This is a genomic window from Amycolatopsis sp. 195334CR (assembly GCF_017309385.1).
In the GTDB taxonomy this organism is placed as follows: Bacteria; Actinomycetota; Actinomycetes; order Mycobacteriales; family Pseudonocardiaceae; genus Amycolatopsis.
This window is the reverse complement of record NZ_JAFJMJ010000001.1, coordinates 3,423,360-3,440,097: the sequence shown is the minus strand read 5'-3', so window position 1 is coordinate 3,440,097 and position 16,738 is coordinate 3,423,360. Positions and strand designations below refer to the sequence as shown.

The window sequence follows — 16,738 nt, the reverse complement described above, 5'->3', positions numbered from 1 at the left end:
GTTCGTAGCGCGGGCCAACTGGGCGCCGAGCACCCGGCCTGCCGTTCGAAATGTGAGCAAAGTCGTACGCATTTGCCTTGATCCTGCACCATGCACCTGGCAAGCCGCTCAAGCGGCGAGCCATCACGAGACGGCCGGTAGTGGATCTGCGCTGAACGGCGTAGCGGAATTCGGCCTGGCTGTAGATCTTTCCCCGGTGATCAACCGGACTTGCGGCGCTTGGCGCGCACCCGCCTCCCCCACAGAACGATGCCGAGCAACACCACCGCCGCACCACCCGCGATCAGCTGGTTCTTGGTCTTCTCGCTGTTCGCGCGCTCGCTCTCGGCGGGGTCGAGGACCGGGCCCGGCGGCGGGCTCGGGTCCTGGGCCACCACCACCGAGACCGCGGTGGCCGGTTCCCCGGCGGCGAGCGCGGGAGCGGGCAGCAGCACCAGCAGGCCCAGCAGAACGGCCGGCAGCAGTCCGCGCAGCTTCGTGATCAAGACGGCAACCCTTTCCGACGAACGGTTGCTCCTCAGTGTGCCGCCCCGGCGACCGCGAGTCACTCGACGGGGCCGGTGAAAGCCTCGAGGATCTGCTCGGCGGCCAAAGTCGCGGTCAGTTCGCCCTCGCGGACCGCCCGCTCGACCTCCGGCACCACCGAGCGCACGCCGGGGTGCGCGGACAACCGGCCGAGCAGCTGCTCACGGACCATCGACCAGGTCCAGTCGACGTTCTGCCGCCGCCGCTTCTCCGCCAGCTCACCGGAGGCCGACAACGCGTCCCGGTGCCTGCCGATCTGCTCCCACACCGTGCCGAGCCCGACGCCGTGCAGCGCGCTGCAGGTCAGCACCGGCGGCGTCCAGTCGGCCTCGGGCCCGTAGATCATCCGCAGCGCCCCGGACAGCTCGCGGGCCGCGCGCTTGGCTTCGCGCTCGTGGTCGCCGTCGGCCTTGTTCACCGCGATCACGTCGGCCAGCTCCAGCACGCCCTTCTTGATGCCCTGCAGCTGGTCGCCGGTGCGGGCCAGGGTGAGGAACAGGAAGCAGTCGACCATGTTCGCCACGGTCACCTCGGACTGCCCGACGCCGACCGTCTCGACCAGCACGATGTCGTACCCGGCCGCCTCCATCAGCACGATCGTCTCGCGGGTGGCGCGGGCGACGCCGCCGAGCGTGCCCGAGGTCGGCGACGGCCGGATGAACGCGGACGGGTCCACCGACAGCCGCGCCATCCTGGTCTTGTCGCCGAGGATGCTGCCGCCGGTCCGGGTGGACGACGGGTCGACGGCGAGCACCGCGACCTTGTGCCCGGCCTCGGTCAGCTCGGTGCCCAGCTGGTCGATGAAGGTCGACTTGCCGACGCCGGGCACGCCGGTGATGCCGACGCGCTGCGCGCCACCGGCGTGCGGCAGCAGCTCCACCAGCAGGTCCTGGGCCTGCCCGCGGTGGTCGGCGCGCTGCGACTCGACCAGCGTGATCGCCTTGGACAGCAGGCCGCGATCACCCGCGAGCACGCCCTTGGCGTACGCGGTGACGTCGATGGTCCGTGGCATGCGGGCCTACGAGTGCTGCGCGTTGAGCTGTTCGAGCAGGTCCAGCGCCGCGTCCGCGATCACCGTGCCGGGCCCGAAGATGGCCGCCGCGCCCGCCTCGCGCAGTTCGTCGTAGTCCTGCGGCGGGATCACCCCGCCGACCACCACGATGATGTCCTCGCGACCCAGCTCGGCCAGTTCCGACCGCAGCGCGGGCACCAGCGAAAGGTGCCCGGCGGCCAGCGAGGAGACGCCGATGATGTGCACGTCGGCCTCCACCGCCTGCCGCGCGACCTCGGCCGGGGTGGAGAACAGCGGGCCGACGTCGACGTCGAAGCCGATGTCGGCGAACGCGGTGGCGATCACCTTCTGGCCGCGGTCGTGCCCGTCCTGGCCCATCTTCGCCACCAGGATGCGCGGCCGCCTGCCCTCCGCCTCGGCGAAGGCCTCGACCTCTTCGCGTGCCTTCTCCACGTTCGGCGCCTTCCCGGACTTGCCGACTTCCTCCCGGTACACCCCGGAAATGGTACGGATCTGGCCGGAGTGGCGCCCCCAGATGCGTTCCAGCGCATCGGAGATCTCGCCGACGGTGGCCTTCGCGCGGGCGGCGTCGATGGCCAGCGCGAGCAGGTTCCCGCCCGCCTCGGCCCCGGCGGTCAGCCGCCGCAGAGCGTCCTGAGTGGACTCTTCATCGCGCTCTTCACGCAGTCGCCGCAGCTTTTCCAGCTGCTGCGCGCGAACCCCGGCATTGTCCACTTTGAGCACGTCGATCTGCTCGTCCTCGGCGACCTGGAACTTGTTGACCCCGATCACCGGCTGACGGCCGGAGTCGATCCGTGCCTGCGTGCGCGCGGCCGCCTCTTCGATGCGCAGCTTCGGGATGCCCGCGTCGATCGCCCGCGCCATGCCGCCCGCGGACTCGACCTCGTCGATGTGCGCCCACGCCTTGCGCGCCAGGTCGTAGGTCAGCCGCTCGACGAACGCGCTGCCGCCCCACGGGTCGATCACCCGCGTGGTGCCGGATTCCTGTTGCAGCATCAGCTGGGTGTTGCGGGCGATGCGGGCGGAGAAGTCCGTCGGCAGCGCGAGCGCCTCGTCGAGGGCGTTGGTGTGCAACGACTGCGTGTGCCCCTGCGTGGCCGCCATCGCCTCGACGCAGGTGCGCGCCACGTTGTTGTAGACGTCCTGCGCGGTCAGCGACCAGCCCGAGGTCTGCGAGTGCGTGCGCAGGGACAAGGACTTCTGCGACTTCGGCTCGAACTGCTTGACCAGCTTCGCCCACAGCAACCGCGCCGCGCGCAGCTTCGCGACCTCCATGAAGAAGTTCATCCCGATCGCCCAGAAGAACGACAGGCGCGGCGCGAACTTGTCCACGTCCAGCCCGGCGTCCACGCCCGCGCGGATGTACTCCACCCCGTCGGCCAGGGTGTAGGCCAGTTCCAGGTCGGCGGTCGCCCCGGCCTCCTGCATGTGGTAGCCGGAGATGGAGATCGAGTTGTACCGCGGCATGTGCTGCGAGGTGAAGCCGAAGATGTCGGAGATGATCCGCATCGACGGCTGAGGCGGGTAGATGTAGGTGTTGCGGACCATGAACTCCTTGAGGATGTCGTTCTGGATGGTCCCCGCCAGCTTCTCCGGCGGCACGCCCTGCTCCTCGGCGGCCACCACGTACAGCGCCAGCACCGGCAGCACGGCGCCGTTCATCGTCATCGACACGCTCATCTTGTCCAGCGGGATGCCGTCGAAGAGCTGGCGCATGTCGTAGATCGAGTCGATCGCCACGCCTGCCATGCCGACGTCACCGGACACGCGCGGGTGGTCGGAGTCGTAACCGCGGTGCGTGGCCAGGTCGAAGGCGACCGAGAGACCCTTCTGCCCGGCGGCCAGGTTGCGCCGGTAGAAGGCGTTGGACTCCTCGGCGGTGGAGAACCCGGCGTACTGCCGGACCGTCCACGGCTGGTTCACGTACATCGTCGGGTACGGCCCGCGCAGGTACGGCGCGATCCCGGGATAGGTGCCCAGGAAGTCCACATCGGACAGATCGTCGGCGGTGTAGACCGGCTTGACGCCGATGCCCTCCGGGGTCTCCCAGGCGAGCGCGTCCGGGCCCTTGCCGGTGCGGTCCTGCAGCGCCTGCGCCCAGTCGGCCTGGGTGGCGGTCGGTTCGCCGTCCTCCAGCGGGACACCGGCGAAGTTCGGGATGGTCATCACTCGACTCCCAGCTCGGCGAGGGTGCCGGTCAGCACCGCGAGCGCGTCGCAACCGGCGTAGAGGTTCTCGTCCACTTCGGGGTGTTCCCCGCGTCCGGCCAGCAGAACTCGCTGCGCACCGGCCGCCTTCAGCGCGGCGGCCACTTCGGCCGCCTGCTCGGCGTACTGGCTGTCGGTCCCGCAGACGCAGGCGATCCGCGCGCCGCTCTCGGTGAAGCCCTTGACCACGTCCTCGGTGGACGAGGTGGCGCCGCCGTTGACCGACTCGATGCCGCCCGCCGCGAACAGGTTCGCCGCGAAGCTCGCCCGCGCGGTGTGCGCGGCGATCGGGCCCAGCGTGGCGAGGAAGACCCGGGGGCGCTCGGCCTGCGCGTCGGACCGGTCGCGCAGCCGCTCGAACGCCTCGGCGTACCGGATCCGCGGCAGCCCACCCGAAGGCTCCACAGTGGACTCGGGTCGGGCCACCGGCTTCTCGGTCAGGTTCGGGAACTCGCTGACCCCGGTGATGGCGTCCTTGCGCCGGGCGATCCGCTTCGAGCGCGCCGCCCACGTCGAGGCCAGGCGCTCACCGAGGAAACCGGAGTCCAAAGCGGACTCGATGCCGCCCGCCTCCTCGATCGCGGTGAACTCCGCCCAGGCCGCCCTGGCCAGTTCGGCGGTCAGGTTCTCCACGTACCAGGAGCCGCCCGCCGGGTCGATCACACCGCCCAGCCGCGACTCCTCGTGCAGGATGACGCTGGTGTTGCGGGCGATCCGCCTGGCGAAGGCGTCCGGTTCGCCGATGGCCGCGTCGAACGGCAGCACGGTGATCGCGTCGGCACCCCCGACCGCGGCACCGAAGCAGGCGACCGTGCCGCGCAGCATGTTCACCCACGGGTCGCGCTGGGTGAACATGGCGGGCGAGGTGACCGCGTGCTGGCGCATGCCGCGCGCGGCGACCCCGGCCCCGGAGACCTCGGTGACCCTGGCCCACAGCTTCCGCGCGGCCCGCAGCTTGGCGATGGTGAGGAACTGGTCGGCGCTGGCGGCGAGCCGGAACTCCAGCTGGGCCGCCGCGTCGTCCACGCTCAGCCCGGCCTCGGTGAGCGCACGCAGGTACGCCACGCCCGCGGCGACCGCCGCGCCCAGCTCCTGCGAGTCCGAACCACCGGCTTCGTGGACCGGCAGGCCGTCGACCACCAGCGCGGACAACTTGGGGTACTGGCCGTTGAGCCGCGCGGCGAGTTCGGCGGCGGGCCGGACGTCGTGGGCTTCACCGGTGCGCGCCCGCAGGCCGATCGGGTCGGCACCGAGCCCGCCGGTCACCGCGCTCGCCGGGATCTCGCGCTCGCGGAAGACCTCCAGCAGCGCCTCGGCGGCGGCCTCGTACTCCGCGCCCGCGTCCAGCACCACCGGCGCCAGCTCGACGTAGACCCCGTTCAGCGCGTCGGCCAGCGAGCCGACCGGGATGCCGCCGGTGCCCGCGCGCAGCCAGAGCGAGCTGACCCCGCCTTCGAGGTCGGCGAGCATGGCCTTGTTGGCCGCCGCCGGATCCGTGCCGGAATGCCGTTGCCGCAGGTCCCAGCCGGTGGCGACGCGGCCTTCCGGCACCCCGCCGCGCACGAACGGCGGCAGGCCGGGGAAGCCGGCGGCGGGCGCGGCGTCCTCGGCGGTGTAGAGGGGGCGGATGTCGAAGCCGTCGTAGGTGCGGGTGTTCAGCAGGCTCTCCGGGAGCCCGTCGAAGTCCTCTTCCAGCGCACCGGACTTGCGCAGCACCCCGGCCACCAGGTCACGCCATTTCTCCTGGTCGGCGGCGGGGAACTCGGCGGCGAGGGCCAGCCTGCCCGGCTCCTCGGGGTCCACCGGGGTCGGCGCTGACCCGGCTTTCTCACCCACGTTCGTCATACCCATTGATGTTAGGGCCCGTGAACAACCCCTACCTGTGACACTCGTCCCGTCCGCACGGGGTGTCCGACAGGCCGCCCGGACGGGTGATCCGACAGAATGTGCGCTGTGTCTGCCTCAGCCGAAGAGTCACGTGTGGTCGCCGGGCGGTACCGGTTGCGGTCCGTGCTCGGCTCAGGCTCGATGGGCACCGTCTGGGCGGCTTACGACGAGTTCCTGCACCGCCCGGTCGCGGTGAAGGAGGTCCGCCTGCCGCCGGGTGTGCAGGTCACGCAGGCCGACGAGCTGCGCGAGCGGACCCTGCGGGAGGCCAGGGCGATCGCCGTGCTGTCCCACCCGAACGTGATCATCCTGCACGACGTGGCCAGGGAGAACGGCGAGCCGTTCGTGGTGATGGAGCTGCTGCCCTCGCACAGCCTCGCCACGCTCATGCGGGACCACGGCGCGTTCACCACCGAGCAGGCGGCCGCGATCGCCGACGCGGTGGCCGCCGCGCTGGAGGCCGCGCACGCGGCGGGCATCACGCACCGCGACGTCAAACCCGGCAACGTGCTGCTCGCCGAGGACGGCCGGATCAAGCTGACCGACTTCGGCATCGCGCGCAACGTCTCCGAGGCGACCATGACCAGCACCGGGATGATGCTGGGTTCACCCGCCTACATCGCGCCGGAGGTGGCCTCCGGCGGCGAGGTCACCCACGCCGCCGACCTGTGGGGCCTCGGCGCGACCCTGTTCGCGGTGCTCGAAGGCCGTCCGCCCTACGACGTGAACGGTGATCCGCTGCAGACGGTCACCGAGGTCGTGCACGGCAAGGTGCCCAAGCCGAAGCCCGGTCCGCTGGAGCCGATCATCCGCGGGCTGATGGCGAAGGAGCCGAAGAAGCGGCTCTCGCTGGCCGAGGTCCGGCGGCGGCTGCACCCGCTGCTGACCACCCCGCGCGACCGGTTGTTCGAGGCCGCGCTGTTCGCCACGCCGGTCAAGCCGCGTGACCCCGACCAGCTGGATGGCGGGGACACCCAGGTCATCGCGCCGCAGCCGATCGCACCACCGTCGGCGGCGGCTTCGGCGGCGGCTTCGGCCGACGACGGTCCGGCACTGGCCGCCGACCCCGGTCCGCTGCCGTTCGCCGTGGACGGCTCGGCCGCTCCCGCGGCGACCCCCAGCCCAGCACCCGCACCCGCTCCCGCCGCCACCGCGGCCCCGGTCGCGGTGGCCGAGGAACGGCCGGGCCGCAGCGCGCTGGCCGGGACCGCGCTGACCATCGCCGCGGTCCTCATCTTCCTCGCGGCCGCCGCCGGGGGCTTCACCATGACCAGGCTGATGGCCGCGCAGCCGCTGACCCCGCCCGTCCCGGCGTCCGCGCCCAGCGTGCCCGCGCCACCGCTGGCCGAGCTGGTCACGCGCAACGGTGACGCCACCAATCTCAAGGGCACCACCGGCGGCCTGTTCTCGGTGGACGTGCCGCGCGACTGGACCCCGTTCGTCACCCAGCGCGCGGCGAAACCGCTGCCGCCGAGCACGCTGGTGCAGTACGTCTCGGTCGACGGGCGGCAGACGCTGAGCGTGGAGCGCTTCGCGAACTTCTTCACCACGAGCAAGATCGACGACTACGTGGCCAGCCTGCAGACCGGCTGGCCCCTCGGCGCGTTCCGGCTCAACGAGTACACCCCCACTCAGGGCATCTCGGACGACCTGATGCTGACCTACCGCACGCGGGAGGAGGCGCCCACCGCGGGCAGCATGGGCCGGACCACCTTCGCGCACGTCTTCCGCCGGGGCACCAGCCTGTGGTCGGTGCGCGTCACCGTGCCCACCGAGCAGGAGGACTCGGGCCGCCGGGAGCTGTTCGACCGCATCCAGCCCACCTTCGACCCGGCGGACTAGGCCGCGCCTGCTCGACGGGCGGCTATCGAGAGCTCGGTCGCCTTGCGCAAGCCCGGCAGCACGGCGTCGACGTGGTTCCGCAACGCGGTGAGCGCGGGCTTGTGCGCCCGGCGTTCCTTGGGCGTGAACACACTGCGGACGTCGCAGTCGGCGGTGAGCACGGCCATGACCGCGTCCGCCACCGGGACACCGGCCGGGTCGTGGCCGAGCAGCACCGCGTTGCGCACCTGCTCCCGCAGCGCCCCCACCCGCCGCGGCTCGGCGAGGCTGGGCTCGCGGGTCGGGAAGAGCCCCAGCGCCCGGCCCTTGCCGACGGTGACCGCGCCCGCCGCTTCGAGCTGGTCCCGCACGGTGCGTTCGGCCTTGTGCCAGTTGCGGTCCACCAGGTTGAACCAGGTCCGCGGCGCGTCGTGGAACACCTCGGCCAGGAAGGGATCGCGCGGCGGCGGGGTGGCGGGGTTCGGCACGGCCTTGCCGCCGTGGTCGTGGAGCAGCCCGGTCAGCCTCAGCTCGGCCACCGCCCCGGCTCGCACCAGCTGACCGCGGACCAGCGCGCTGGCGGAGTCGAGCTTGTTCTCCTCCGGGCGGAAAACGAGCAGGTAGAGCCGTTGCGGCAAGGTCGGGTTCATGGTGTCTCCTCTCGGCTGGCACCAGCAGACACCCGGCCGCGACGGCACACTCAACTCCGGCGCCGCGTGACCCGCGACACAGCGCGTGGCCGACTAGGCTCCGGCTCCATGAGTCAAGAACAAGCTGCGGCGGCTGCCTCGGCGATCGCCGCGCGCACCGGAGTCGAGAAGCACGACATCGCGGTCGTGCTGGGCTCGGGCTGGCGCCCGGCCGCCGACGTCATCGGCACCGCCGAAGCGGAGATCCCGCTCGGCGAGCTCCCCGGTTTCATCGCGCCCAGCGCGGTCGGCCACGGCGGCACCGCCCGCTCGGTGCAGGTCGGCGACAAGCGCGCGCTGATCCTGCTCGGCCGCACCCACCTCTACGAGGGCAAGGGCGTCGAACCGGTGGTGCACAACGTGCGCACCGCCGCCGCCGCGGGGGCGCGCACGGTACTGCTGACCAACGCCGCCGGCGGGCTCCGCCAGGGCTTCGAGGTCGGCCAGCCGGTGCTCATCTCCGACCACATCAACCTGCTCGCCCGCTCCCCGATCGTCGGCGCGAACTTCGTCGACCTGACCGATCTGTATGCCGCCCGGCTGCGGGCGATCGCCAAGGAGATCGACCCGAGCCTGGAGGAGGGCGTCTACGCGGGCTTCCCCGGGCCGCACTTCGAGACCCCGGCCGAGATCCGCATGCTGCGCACCATGGGCGCGGACCTGGTCGGCATGTCCACCGTGCTGGAGGCGATCGCCGCCCGCGCGGCCGGGCTCGAGGTGTTCGGCCTCTCCCTGGTGACCAATCTCGCCGCCGGCATCACCGGGGCGCCGCTCAACCACCAGGAAGTGCTCGAAGCCGGGCAGGCCGCGGCCGAGCGCATGGGCGCCCTGCTCCGCGAGCTGGTCACCCGCGCTTGACGTACTCCGGCAACCGCCGCGCGACCTCGGCCGGGGACGGCATCGCCGCGATCTCCCCGGCGAAGGCCCGCGCGGCGGTCCGGACGTCCACATCGGACAGCAGCGCCCGCGCCCGCGCGGTGAGCTCGCCGAGCTGACCCGCCAGCAGCCGGTCCCCCGCCCCGGCTTCGAGCACGGCCGCGGCGTTGGTGAACTGGTCGGCGCCCTGGGGCAGCACGAGCTGCGGCACACCGGCGGCCAGCGCGCCCAGCGTGGTGCCGCTGCCGCCGTGGTGCACCACCAGATCGGTGAACGGCAGCAGGTCCGCCTGCGGCACCCACGATTCGACGACCACGTTCGGCGGCAGTTCGCCGAGCGAGGCGAGGTCGACCGTCGGCCCGGCGGCGACCAGCACGTCGGCGTCGAGCGGGGCGAGCCCGTCGATGGCCTCGCGCAGCAGTTCGGCCGCGCCGAACGCGGTGCCCAGGGTCAGGTAGACCAGCGGGCGCGGCCGGTCGGCCCGGGCGAGCGCGGGCAGCGGGCCCGGCGTCGCGAACGGCACCGGGCGCAGCTCGATCCGGTTCGCTGTGGCGAGAAAGGTCTTGTCCTGCAGCGACCGCGGCGCGATGTCGACGAACGGCAGGCCGTGCGCGAAGTCCTCGGGCAGGTCGAGGCCCAGTTCGCGGGCGAACTCGTGCTGCTCGCGGGCGATCGCGCGGGTGGTGCTGTCGTCGGTGCTGACCCGGCCGAAGCCGTGCCCGATCACCGGGACCCCGGCGAGCAGGGCGGCGAAGGCGGCCCCGGCGGCCCCGACCTCCTGCACCACCAGATCGGGTTCACGCTCGGCCAGAATGGGAGCGAGGTGCTCGACCCACACCCTCGGCAGCACCCGCCCGAACGCCCGTGCGATCAGCCGCTCCAGTTCCTCGGGACTGGCGTGTTCCCTGGTGTGCCGCGGATCGTGGTTCGGATCGCCGCTGGCTTCGGCGATCACCTCGCGCATGCTCTTGCCCGCGGTCAGCGGTTCGATGCCGAGTTCGGTCAGGGTCGGGTGGAACTGCTCCCCCGTGGCGAAAGCGACTTCGTGCCCGGCTTCCCCGGCGGCCGTCGCGAGCGGGAGCAAAGGGTAGAAATGCCCGAATGCGTCCAGGCTCGAGAAAATAATTCGCACTGCATCGAGCGTAGCCATTCCCGTGGCCGGTCGCCACGGCCGTAGGGTGAACTCCGTGAAGCTGACTCCCGAACTGCGCGACCGCGCATTCCGCTGGATCGCCGACGACGTCGACGCGGACGCCCGCACGGAACTGCAAACCGTGCTGGCGCGGGCGATGGGCGGCGAAGCCGAAGCACTCGCCGAACTCGAGGACCGGATGGCCGGGCCGCTCGAATTCGGCACCGCCGGCCTGCGCGGGCCGGTGCGGGCGGGGCCCAACGGGATGAACAGCGCGGTGGTCGTCCGGACCACCGCCGGGGTGGCGCGCTGGCTGGTCGAGGACGGTCGTGACGGCGGCACGGTGGTGATCGGCCGGGACGCGCGGCACGGCTCGGAGGCGTTCGCGACCGCCGCGGCCGAGGTGCTCACCGCGGCCGGGTTCGACGTGCGGATGCTGCCGGGGCCGTTGCCGACGCCGGTGCTGGCGTTCGCGGTGAAGCGGTTCGCCGCGGTGGCCGGGATCCAGATCACCGCGTCGCACAATCCCCCGGCGGACAACGGGTACAAGCTCTACGACAGCACCGCCACGCAGATCGTGCCGCCGTCCGACGCCCGCATCGAAGCGGCGATCGCGGCCGCGCCCGGCGCGGTTTCCGTGCCGCGCACGCCGGGGTTCCGGGTGTTCGGCGACGAGGTGCTGGACGAGTACCTCGGCAAGGTCGCCGAACTGCCGCGCGGCACCGCGCGCGAACTGCGGGTGGCCGCCACCGCGTTGCACGGCGTCGGCGCCGCGCCGCTCGAAGCCGCGTTGAACCGCGCCGGTTTCACCGATGTGCACCTCGTCGTCGAGCAGGCGACGCCCGATCCGGACTTCCCGACGGTTTCCTTCCCCAATCCGGAGGAACCGGGCGCGACGGACCTCCTGCTCGCGCTCGCCGAGGAGAAGGACGCCGACCTCGCCATCGCGCTCGACCCGGACGCCGACCGGTGCGCACTCGGCGTGCGGGACCGCGACGGCTCGTGGCGGATGCTGCGGGGTGACGAAACGGGTGTGCTGCTCGGTTCGCACGTGCTGGACACGGTGTCCACGCCGGATCCGCTGGTGGCCACCACGATCGTGTCCTCGTCGATGCTGGCGGAGATCGCGAAGGCCCACGGCGCCCGGTACAAGGAGACCTTCACCGGCTTCAAATGGCTGGCGCGCGCCGGGGACGGCCTGGTCTTCGCCTACGAAGAGGCGCTCGGCCTGTGCGTGAACCCGGATTTCGTGCGCGACAAGGACGGCATCGCCGCCGCCACGCTCGCCTGTGACCTGGCCGCCACGCTGAAGGCGGCCGGTAAGTCCCTTGTGGACTCGTTGGACGAGCTGGCGGTGCGGCACGGGGTGTACCTGACCGACCAGATCTCGGTGCGGGTGACGGACCTGAGCCGGATCGGCGCGGTGATGGCCCAGCTGCGCGCCACCCCGCCCACCGAACTGGCCGGGCTCGCGGTGTCCACAGAGGACTTGCTGCCCGAGGCCGACGTGCTGCGGTTGCGTGCCGACGGCCTTCGGGTGGTGGTGCGCCCGTCGGGCACGGAACCGAAGTTGAAGGCGTACCTGGAGGTCTCCGAGCCGGTACCGGACGCCGATTCGCTGGCGGACGCCCGGCGCGGGGCGGCCGAACGACTGGCCGCCCTGCGCGCGGACCTCAGCCCGCTACTGGGGTCGTGAGCCCGGGTTCACGCCGGAGCACGGCCCGTTCTACCAGCGTCCACGTGGTGGTCGTGAGCAGGTAGAGCCCGGCGGCCAGCGGCACGAACGCGGCCACCAGCAGCGTGCCGAACGGCAGGAGCCGCAGCAGCGCGCCGCCGGGCGCCGGGTTACCTGCCATGAGCTTCGCCTGCCAGCGCGAGGAGACCCAGGCGACCACGGCGAGCAGCGCGAACAGGCCGAAGAACACCGGCCCGGCCGCGCTGCCGAAGTGCGCGCCCAGCGGGGTGCCGAACAGCGTGTCGTCGAGCAGCGGGTTCGGTGCCCCGCCGACCGTGGGGAAGGCGAACAGGCGGTACATCACCATGAAGAACGGGATCTGCGCGAGCGAGGGCAGGCACCCGGCGAAGAACGAGGTGCCGGATTCGCGTTGCAGATCGGCCGCGGCCGCGCGCAGTTTCTCGGGGTCGTTCTTGTGCTTCTCCTGGAGCTTCTTGAGTTCGGGCAGGAGCTTGGCGCGGGCCTTCTCCCCGCGCACCGCGGCCCGGCTCAACGGCAGGAGCAGCAGGCGGACGGCGGCGGTGAACACCACGATGGTCGCCGCCACGCTGATCGGCGCGGTGACGGGGTCGATGAATCCGGCGAAGCGGTCGACGAGGAAGAGCGCGCCGGAAACCGGCACGTCGAGGAATTCGAACATTTTTGCGCAGCACTCTTTCCGGGGTTCGGATGGCGAGAAAACGGACCGGGAGTGGCCGCTGCGTGAGGTGGACTAAGCGGCCAGGAGGGCCGCGGAAGGTGCGCGGGGTTGCCGCCTGCCGGGTGCGCGGGGATCGCGCAGGCGCAGGAAAGCGGCCTGACGGGCGCATTCGGTCAACGCGCTGGCCCGACCGCGGGCGGGCAGCGCCCACAGGTCGAGGTCCGAACCGTGCACCTGGTGCACGGCGATGACCAGCATCAGGCCGAGGGCGAGCGCGAGCAGCGCGGCGGGGTTGCCGAGCAGGTCGGCGGCCGTGGCCACCAGTGCCGGGAAGAGCAGCGTGAGCATGACTCCCCCTTTCGCGTCAGCACCAGCGTAGCCGAGGATGGCGGGGTGGCCACCTTGCTGATCGTCCACCACACGCCGTCGCCGGGCATGCAGGCGATGTTCGAGGCCGCCGTCTCGGGCGCCACCGACCCGGAGATCGACGGCGTGGACGTGGTCCGGCGGGCCGCGCTGGCCACGACCGCCGCCGACGTGCTCGCCGCGGACGGCTACCTGCTCGGCACCCCGGCGAACCTCGGCTACATGAGCGGCGCGCTCAAGCACTTCTTCGACACGGTGTACTACCCGTGCCTGGACACGACCAAGGGACGCCCGTTCGGGTACTACGTGCACGGCGGCAGCGACGTCTCCGGCACCGTCCGCGGCATCGAGTCGATCACCACCGGCCTCGGCTGGGCGTCGGCCGCCGCCGCGGTCACCGTCACCGGTGAACCCAGCAAGGACGACCTCGCCGCCTGCTGGGAACTCGGCGCCACGGTCGCCGCGACGCTGATGCCCTAACCCAGCAGGGTCCGGACCAGGCCGAGCCGGCGCTCGGCGACGTCACCGAGCTGCGGCACCAGCAGGACCGGCATGCCGACCGCCACCGCCGCGCCGTCCTGCACCGGCCGGTCGCCGACCATCAGCGTCTCCTCCGCGCGGGTGCCGAGCCCGTCCAGCGCCACGTGGAAGATCGCCGGATCGGGTTTCTGCACCCCGTGCTCGTAGGACAGCACGAACAGGTCGACGAAGTCCGAGAGCCCGGCCGCCCGGAAGGCCGGGCGCAGATCGAAGTGGATGTCGCTGAGCACGCCGATCTTGCGCGCCTTCGCGGCGATCGCGCGCAAGGTCGGTTCCACGTCCACGGCGAACCGGTTGTGCGACGCGTCCGACTCCACGGCGTAGAGCGCGTCGGCCAGGTTCGCGTCGACGCCCGCGTCGGCGAAGACGTCGTAGTACACCGCCCGGTGCCGGTCCCGGTCGCTGTCCACCCCCGGGGCGTCCAGCCGGTCCGGGTCCCCGGCGGCTTCCGCGATCAGCTCCCACACCGCGCCGACCCGGTCCGGAGAGGCGTCCCGGCCGAGTCGCCGCAGCGCCTCCGCCACCCACTCCTTGCCGCCGAGCCCGGTCACCAGGGTGCCTCGCCAGTCGAACACGACTGCCCGCAGTTCGGTCATGTTCCAGGAGTACCAGCCCGTCAGCGAAGAACGCGGAAGTCGCCCCGGGTGATCTCGTGCGCGGGCGCGGGCGAGCGGCCGCACTTCCGCGCTTCTTCCCTGGACGCGAAGCTGATGCTGTCCTTCGCGCCGTCCCGCACGGTCAGCGCGATGGGGTCGCCCGGAGCGGCCACGGCGAAGTCCTGCGCGTCGCTGACCACCCCGGTCACCACGCCCAGCGAGCCCGTCACGCGGACGCAGTCGACCCTGGCGACCATCCAGCCGATCCGCTGGTCGTCGCGGTGCGCCAGCCAGACCACGCCCTGACCGGCGCGGCCGTCGCCGGAGGCGTGCACGGAGAACTCGAAGACCGAGTAGGGGTCGGTGAGTTCGATCTCGGCGCCGCCCAGCACCGAGCCGCCCGTCGCGGCGGCCGCTGTGCCCACAGTGGACAGTGCGAGGGCGGTGGCGCCCAGCAAGGTGATCAGTGCTCTTTTCATCCGTCCAGGCTGTCCGGCGGACGGCGCAACCGCCTCCCCTCAAGGCGGGAATGCATTCCCTCCACCGGGGGAGGCGGCGAGCCCGGCCAGCACGGCCGGGCACGGGCCGGGGTGCACCACACCGAGGCGCCGCGTGGCCCGCGTCATCGCGACGTAGAGATCGTTGTGCCCCAACGGCCCGGCGGCCAGGATCGCCGCCGGGTCGACGATCAGCACCGCGTCGAACTCCAGGCCCTTGGCCTCGCCGGGCGTGAGCAGGACGACCGGTTCGGTGAGCTCGGGCGGCCCCGCGACCGGCAACACCTCCGCGAGCCTCTCGCGGTGCACGGGCGGTGCGATCACCGCCAGGTTGCCCGCGTGGTGGCCCGGCTGTGCGATCACCGCCGGGCCTTCCTCCTGGTGCGCTGGCGGTGCGCACACCGGCCATCTGCCCTCCTGGTGGGCCGCGACCAGGCGGGCGACGACGTCGGCCAGTTCGGCGGCGGTGGTCCCCAGCCGCCACGGTTGTTCGCCCGTCGAGCGCACCGACCGGGGCGGCCGCAGCCCCGGGTGGTGCGCGGCGAACAGCTCCTCGGTGGCGGCCATGATCTCCGCGGGCGTGCGGTAGTTGACGGTGAGCTGGGCCAGTCGCCACCGGTCGGCCACGTGCGGCCGCAGCACCTCCGCCCAGCCGGTCGCGCCCGCCGCCCAGCCAGTCGCGCCGGCCGCACTCCCGGACGCGCCCGCCGCACTCCCGGACGCGCCCGCCGCACTCCCGGACGCGCCCGCCGCGCTCCCGGTCTGCGCCAGGTCACCGACGATCGTCATCGACCTGGCCGGGCACCGCCGCACCAGCATCCGCCAGTCCATTTCGGACAGTTCCTGCGCCTCGTCGACCACCACGTGCCCGAACGTCGGCACGCCCTCGCCGAGCACCGCGGCGGCTTCGTCCAGCAGCGGGACGTCCGCGGTGCTCCACGCGGTGGTGCCGACCAGACCGGCCACCACCTGTTCCGCGGTCAACGGCGGCCACACCCGGTCCAGCACCTCCCGCACCCCGGCGTCGGCCAGCAACGCGGCCCGCAGGCCGGCCCGGTCGGTGTCGTCCAGTACGTGCCGCGGCCCCTGGGGCTCGTCCGGATCGACCACCACGCCCGCCGCCGCCAGTGCCCGCAGGTCGGCCGCGCTCAGGCTGCCGTCGGCGTCGCCCCCGTCGATGGCCTCGCCCGCCTCGGTGAGCACGACGCTCTCCATGCGGTCGCCCAACTCCCGCGCGAGCAGCACCACGACTCCCCGCTCGAAGACGAGCCGCGCCTGGCGGTACGGCAACCCCTTGGCAGTCGCCACGACTCGCTTCCAGGTAGCCGGTTCCAACCGCACCACCTGCTGCTCGAACTCGAATTCGACGGTCTCTTCCTGGATCCGCGCCCATACCGCGGCGGCCACCCGCTCGGCCATCTCCGCGCGGCCCTTCTCCACGTTGACTTCGACCCGTTCGACCCCACCGCGCCACAGGTCCGGCAGCGTCGCCGTGACCACGGTGTGCTCGCCCAGACCGGGCAGGACCTGGCCGATGTAGTCGAGGAAGACCCGGCTGGGACCGATCACCAGCACGCCGCGTGACCGCAGGTGCGGCCGGGTGTAGAGCAGGTACGCCAGCCGGTGCAGGGCGACGGCGGTCTTCCCGGTGCCGGGACCGCCCTGCACCACCAGCACGCCGAGGTGCTCGTCGCGCACGATGCGGTCCTGCTCCGCCTGCAGGGTGGTGACGATCTCGCGCATCCGCCCGGTGCGGTCCGCGGTCAGCGCGGACAACAGGGCCGCCTCGCCGACCAGTTCGTCGTCTCCGGCCGGGGTGTCGAGCAGTTCGTCGTCCAGTGCGACCACCGTCCGCCCGCGCGTGGTGATCCGGCGCCGCCGCCGCACGCCCTGCGCGTCGACCGCGGTCGCAGTGTAGAACGGCCTGGCCGCCGGGGCCCGCCAGTCGAGCAGCAGCGGCTCGTCCCCGTCGAACAACCCGATGCGTCCGATGTAGACACGACGGCCGTCGGTCAGGTCCAGCCGCCCGAAGCACAACCCGTCCTCCACCGACTCCAGGCGCGCCAGTTCACCGCGCCAGAACTCGCCCTCCCCCTCGGCCGCCTCCGCGCGCAGGGCGTCCACCCGCCGGTAGAGCTCGGTCAGATAGCGCTGCTCGACCGCGAGTTCCCCACTGCTCATGCCGACGAGAATG

The 16,738-nt window shown here is 72.4% G+C and carries 15 protein-coding genes; 4 read left to right on the top strand and 11 right to left on the bottom strand.

Going from position 1 to position 16,738, the window contains the following annotated elements; genetic code table 11:
* Positions 1-200: 200 nt before the first annotated feature.
* Genes JYK18_RS16865 through JYK18_RS16850 form a run of 4 tightly spaced genes read right to left on the bottom strand, consistent with a single transcriptional unit; the run spans position 201 to position 5,610 of the window.
* Entirely contained in the window at positions 201-485 is a 285-nt protein-coding gene (locus JYK18_RS16865) for a hypothetical protein (RefSeq protein WP_242579192.1), read from the bottom strand.
* A 59-nt stretch (positions 486-544) separates the two neighbouring features.
* A complete protein-coding gene (gene meaB, locus JYK18_RS16860) occupies positions 545-1,537 on the bottom strand; it encodes a methylmalonyl Co-A mutase-associated GTPase MeaB (protein WP_206802949.1) in 993 nt (330 codons plus the stop codon).
* 6 nt (positions 1,538-1,543) lie between these two features.
* On the bottom strand, positions 1,544-3,724 hold the full coding sequence (gene scpA / locus JYK18_RS16855; protein WP_206802948.1) for a methylmalonyl-CoA mutase: 2,181 nt from the start codon (positions 3,722-3,724) through the stop codon (positions 1,544-1,546).
* Entirely contained in the window at positions 3,724-5,610 is a 1,887-nt protein-coding gene (locus JYK18_RS16850; RefSeq protein ID WP_206802947.1) for a methylmalonyl-CoA mutase family protein, read from the bottom strand. Before JYK18_RS16850 ends, scpA begins: the two co-directional genes overlap by 1 nt.
* A gap of 99 nt (positions 5,611-5,709) precedes the next feature.
* Between JYK18_RS16850 and JYK18_RS16845 the strand changes: the two genes are divergently transcribed.
* Positions 5,710-7,494 carry a serine/threonine-protein kinase gene (locus tag JYK18_RS16845; protein ID WP_206802946.1) on the top strand — a complete coding sequence of 595 codons (1,785 nt, stop codon included), beginning with the start codon at positions 5,710-5,712 and terminating at the stop codon, positions 7,492-7,494.
* Here the strand turns inward: JYK18_RS16845 and JYK18_RS16840 are convergent.
* Positions 7,491-8,123: a GPP34 family phosphoprotein gene (locus tag JYK18_RS16840; protein ID WP_206802945.1), complete on the bottom strand. Its 633-nt coding sequence runs from the start codon at positions 8,121-8,123 to the stop codon at positions 7,491-7,493. The genes JYK18_RS16845 and JYK18_RS16840 overlap by 4 nt on opposite strands.
* A 108-nt stretch (positions 8,124-8,231) precedes the next feature.
* Here JYK18_RS16840 and JYK18_RS16835 point away from each other — a divergent pair, with 108 nt between their 5' ends.
* Positions 8,232-9,020: a purine-nucleoside phosphorylase gene (locus JYK18_RS16835; protein WP_206802944.1), complete on the top strand. Its 789-nt coding sequence runs from the start codon at positions 8,232-8,234 to the stop codon at positions 9,018-9,020.
* Here the strand turns inward: JYK18_RS16835 and JYK18_RS16830 are convergent.
* Positions 9,007-10,170 (bottom strand): glycosyltransferase, encoded by a 1,164-nt coding sequence (locus JYK18_RS16830; protein ID WP_206802943.1) that lies wholly within the window; start codon positions 10,168-10,170, stop codon positions 9,007-9,009. The genes JYK18_RS16835 and JYK18_RS16830 overlap by 14 nt on opposite strands.
* 55 nt (positions 10,171-10,225) lie before the next feature.
* Here JYK18_RS16830 and JYK18_RS16825 point away from each other — a divergent pair, with 55 nt between their 5' ends.
* On the top strand, positions 10,226-11,866 hold the full coding sequence (locus JYK18_RS16825; RefSeq protein ID WP_374195024.1) for a phospho-sugar mutase: 1,641 nt from the start codon (positions 10,226-10,228) through the stop codon (positions 11,864-11,866).
* Here the strand turns inward: JYK18_RS16825 and JYK18_RS16820 are convergent.
* A complete protein-coding gene (locus tag JYK18_RS16820; RefSeq protein ID WP_206802942.1) occupies positions 11,844-12,545 on the bottom strand; it encodes a membrane protein insertase YidC in 702 nt (233 codons plus the stop codon). The two genes, JYK18_RS16825 and JYK18_RS16820, sit on opposite strands and share 23 nt — an antisense overlap.
* 72 nt (positions 12,546-12,617) lie before the next feature.
* Complete coding sequence (locus JYK18_RS16815) at positions 12,618-12,893, bottom strand: DUF6412 domain-containing protein (protein WP_206802941.1); 276 nt, start codon at positions 12,891-12,893, stop codon at positions 12,618-12,620.
* A gap of 45 nt (positions 12,894-12,938) precedes the next feature.
* Between JYK18_RS16815 and JYK18_RS16810 the strand changes: the two genes are divergently transcribed.
* Positions 12,939-13,391 (top strand): NAD(P)H-dependent oxidoreductase, encoded by a 453-nt coding sequence (locus JYK18_RS16810; RefSeq protein ID WP_206802940.1) that lies wholly within the window; start codon positions 12,939-12,941, stop codon positions 13,389-13,391.
* Here the strand turns inward: JYK18_RS16810 and JYK18_RS16805 are convergent.
* From JYK18_RS16805 to JYK18_RS16795, 3 genes are read right to left on the bottom strand one after another with little or no spacing between them, the layout of a single operon-like run.
* A complete protein-coding gene (locus JYK18_RS16805; RefSeq protein WP_242579184.1) occupies positions 13,388-14,047 on the bottom strand; it encodes an HAD family hydrolase in 660 nt (219 codons plus the stop codon). The genes JYK18_RS16810 and JYK18_RS16805 overlap by 4 nt on opposite strands.
* A gap of 20 nt (positions 14,048-14,067) precedes the next feature.
* Complete coding sequence (locus tag JYK18_RS16800; protein WP_206802939.1) at positions 14,068-14,526, bottom strand: hypothetical protein; 459 nt, start codon at positions 14,524-14,526, stop codon at positions 14,068-14,070.
* Positions 14,527-14,565: 39 nt separating this feature from the next.
* On the bottom strand, positions 14,566-16,725 hold the full coding sequence (locus JYK18_RS16795) for an ATP-binding domain-containing protein (protein ID WP_206802938.1): 2,160 nt from the start codon (positions 16,723-16,725) through the stop codon (positions 14,566-14,568).
* Positions 16,726-16,738: the final 13 nt, after the last annotated feature.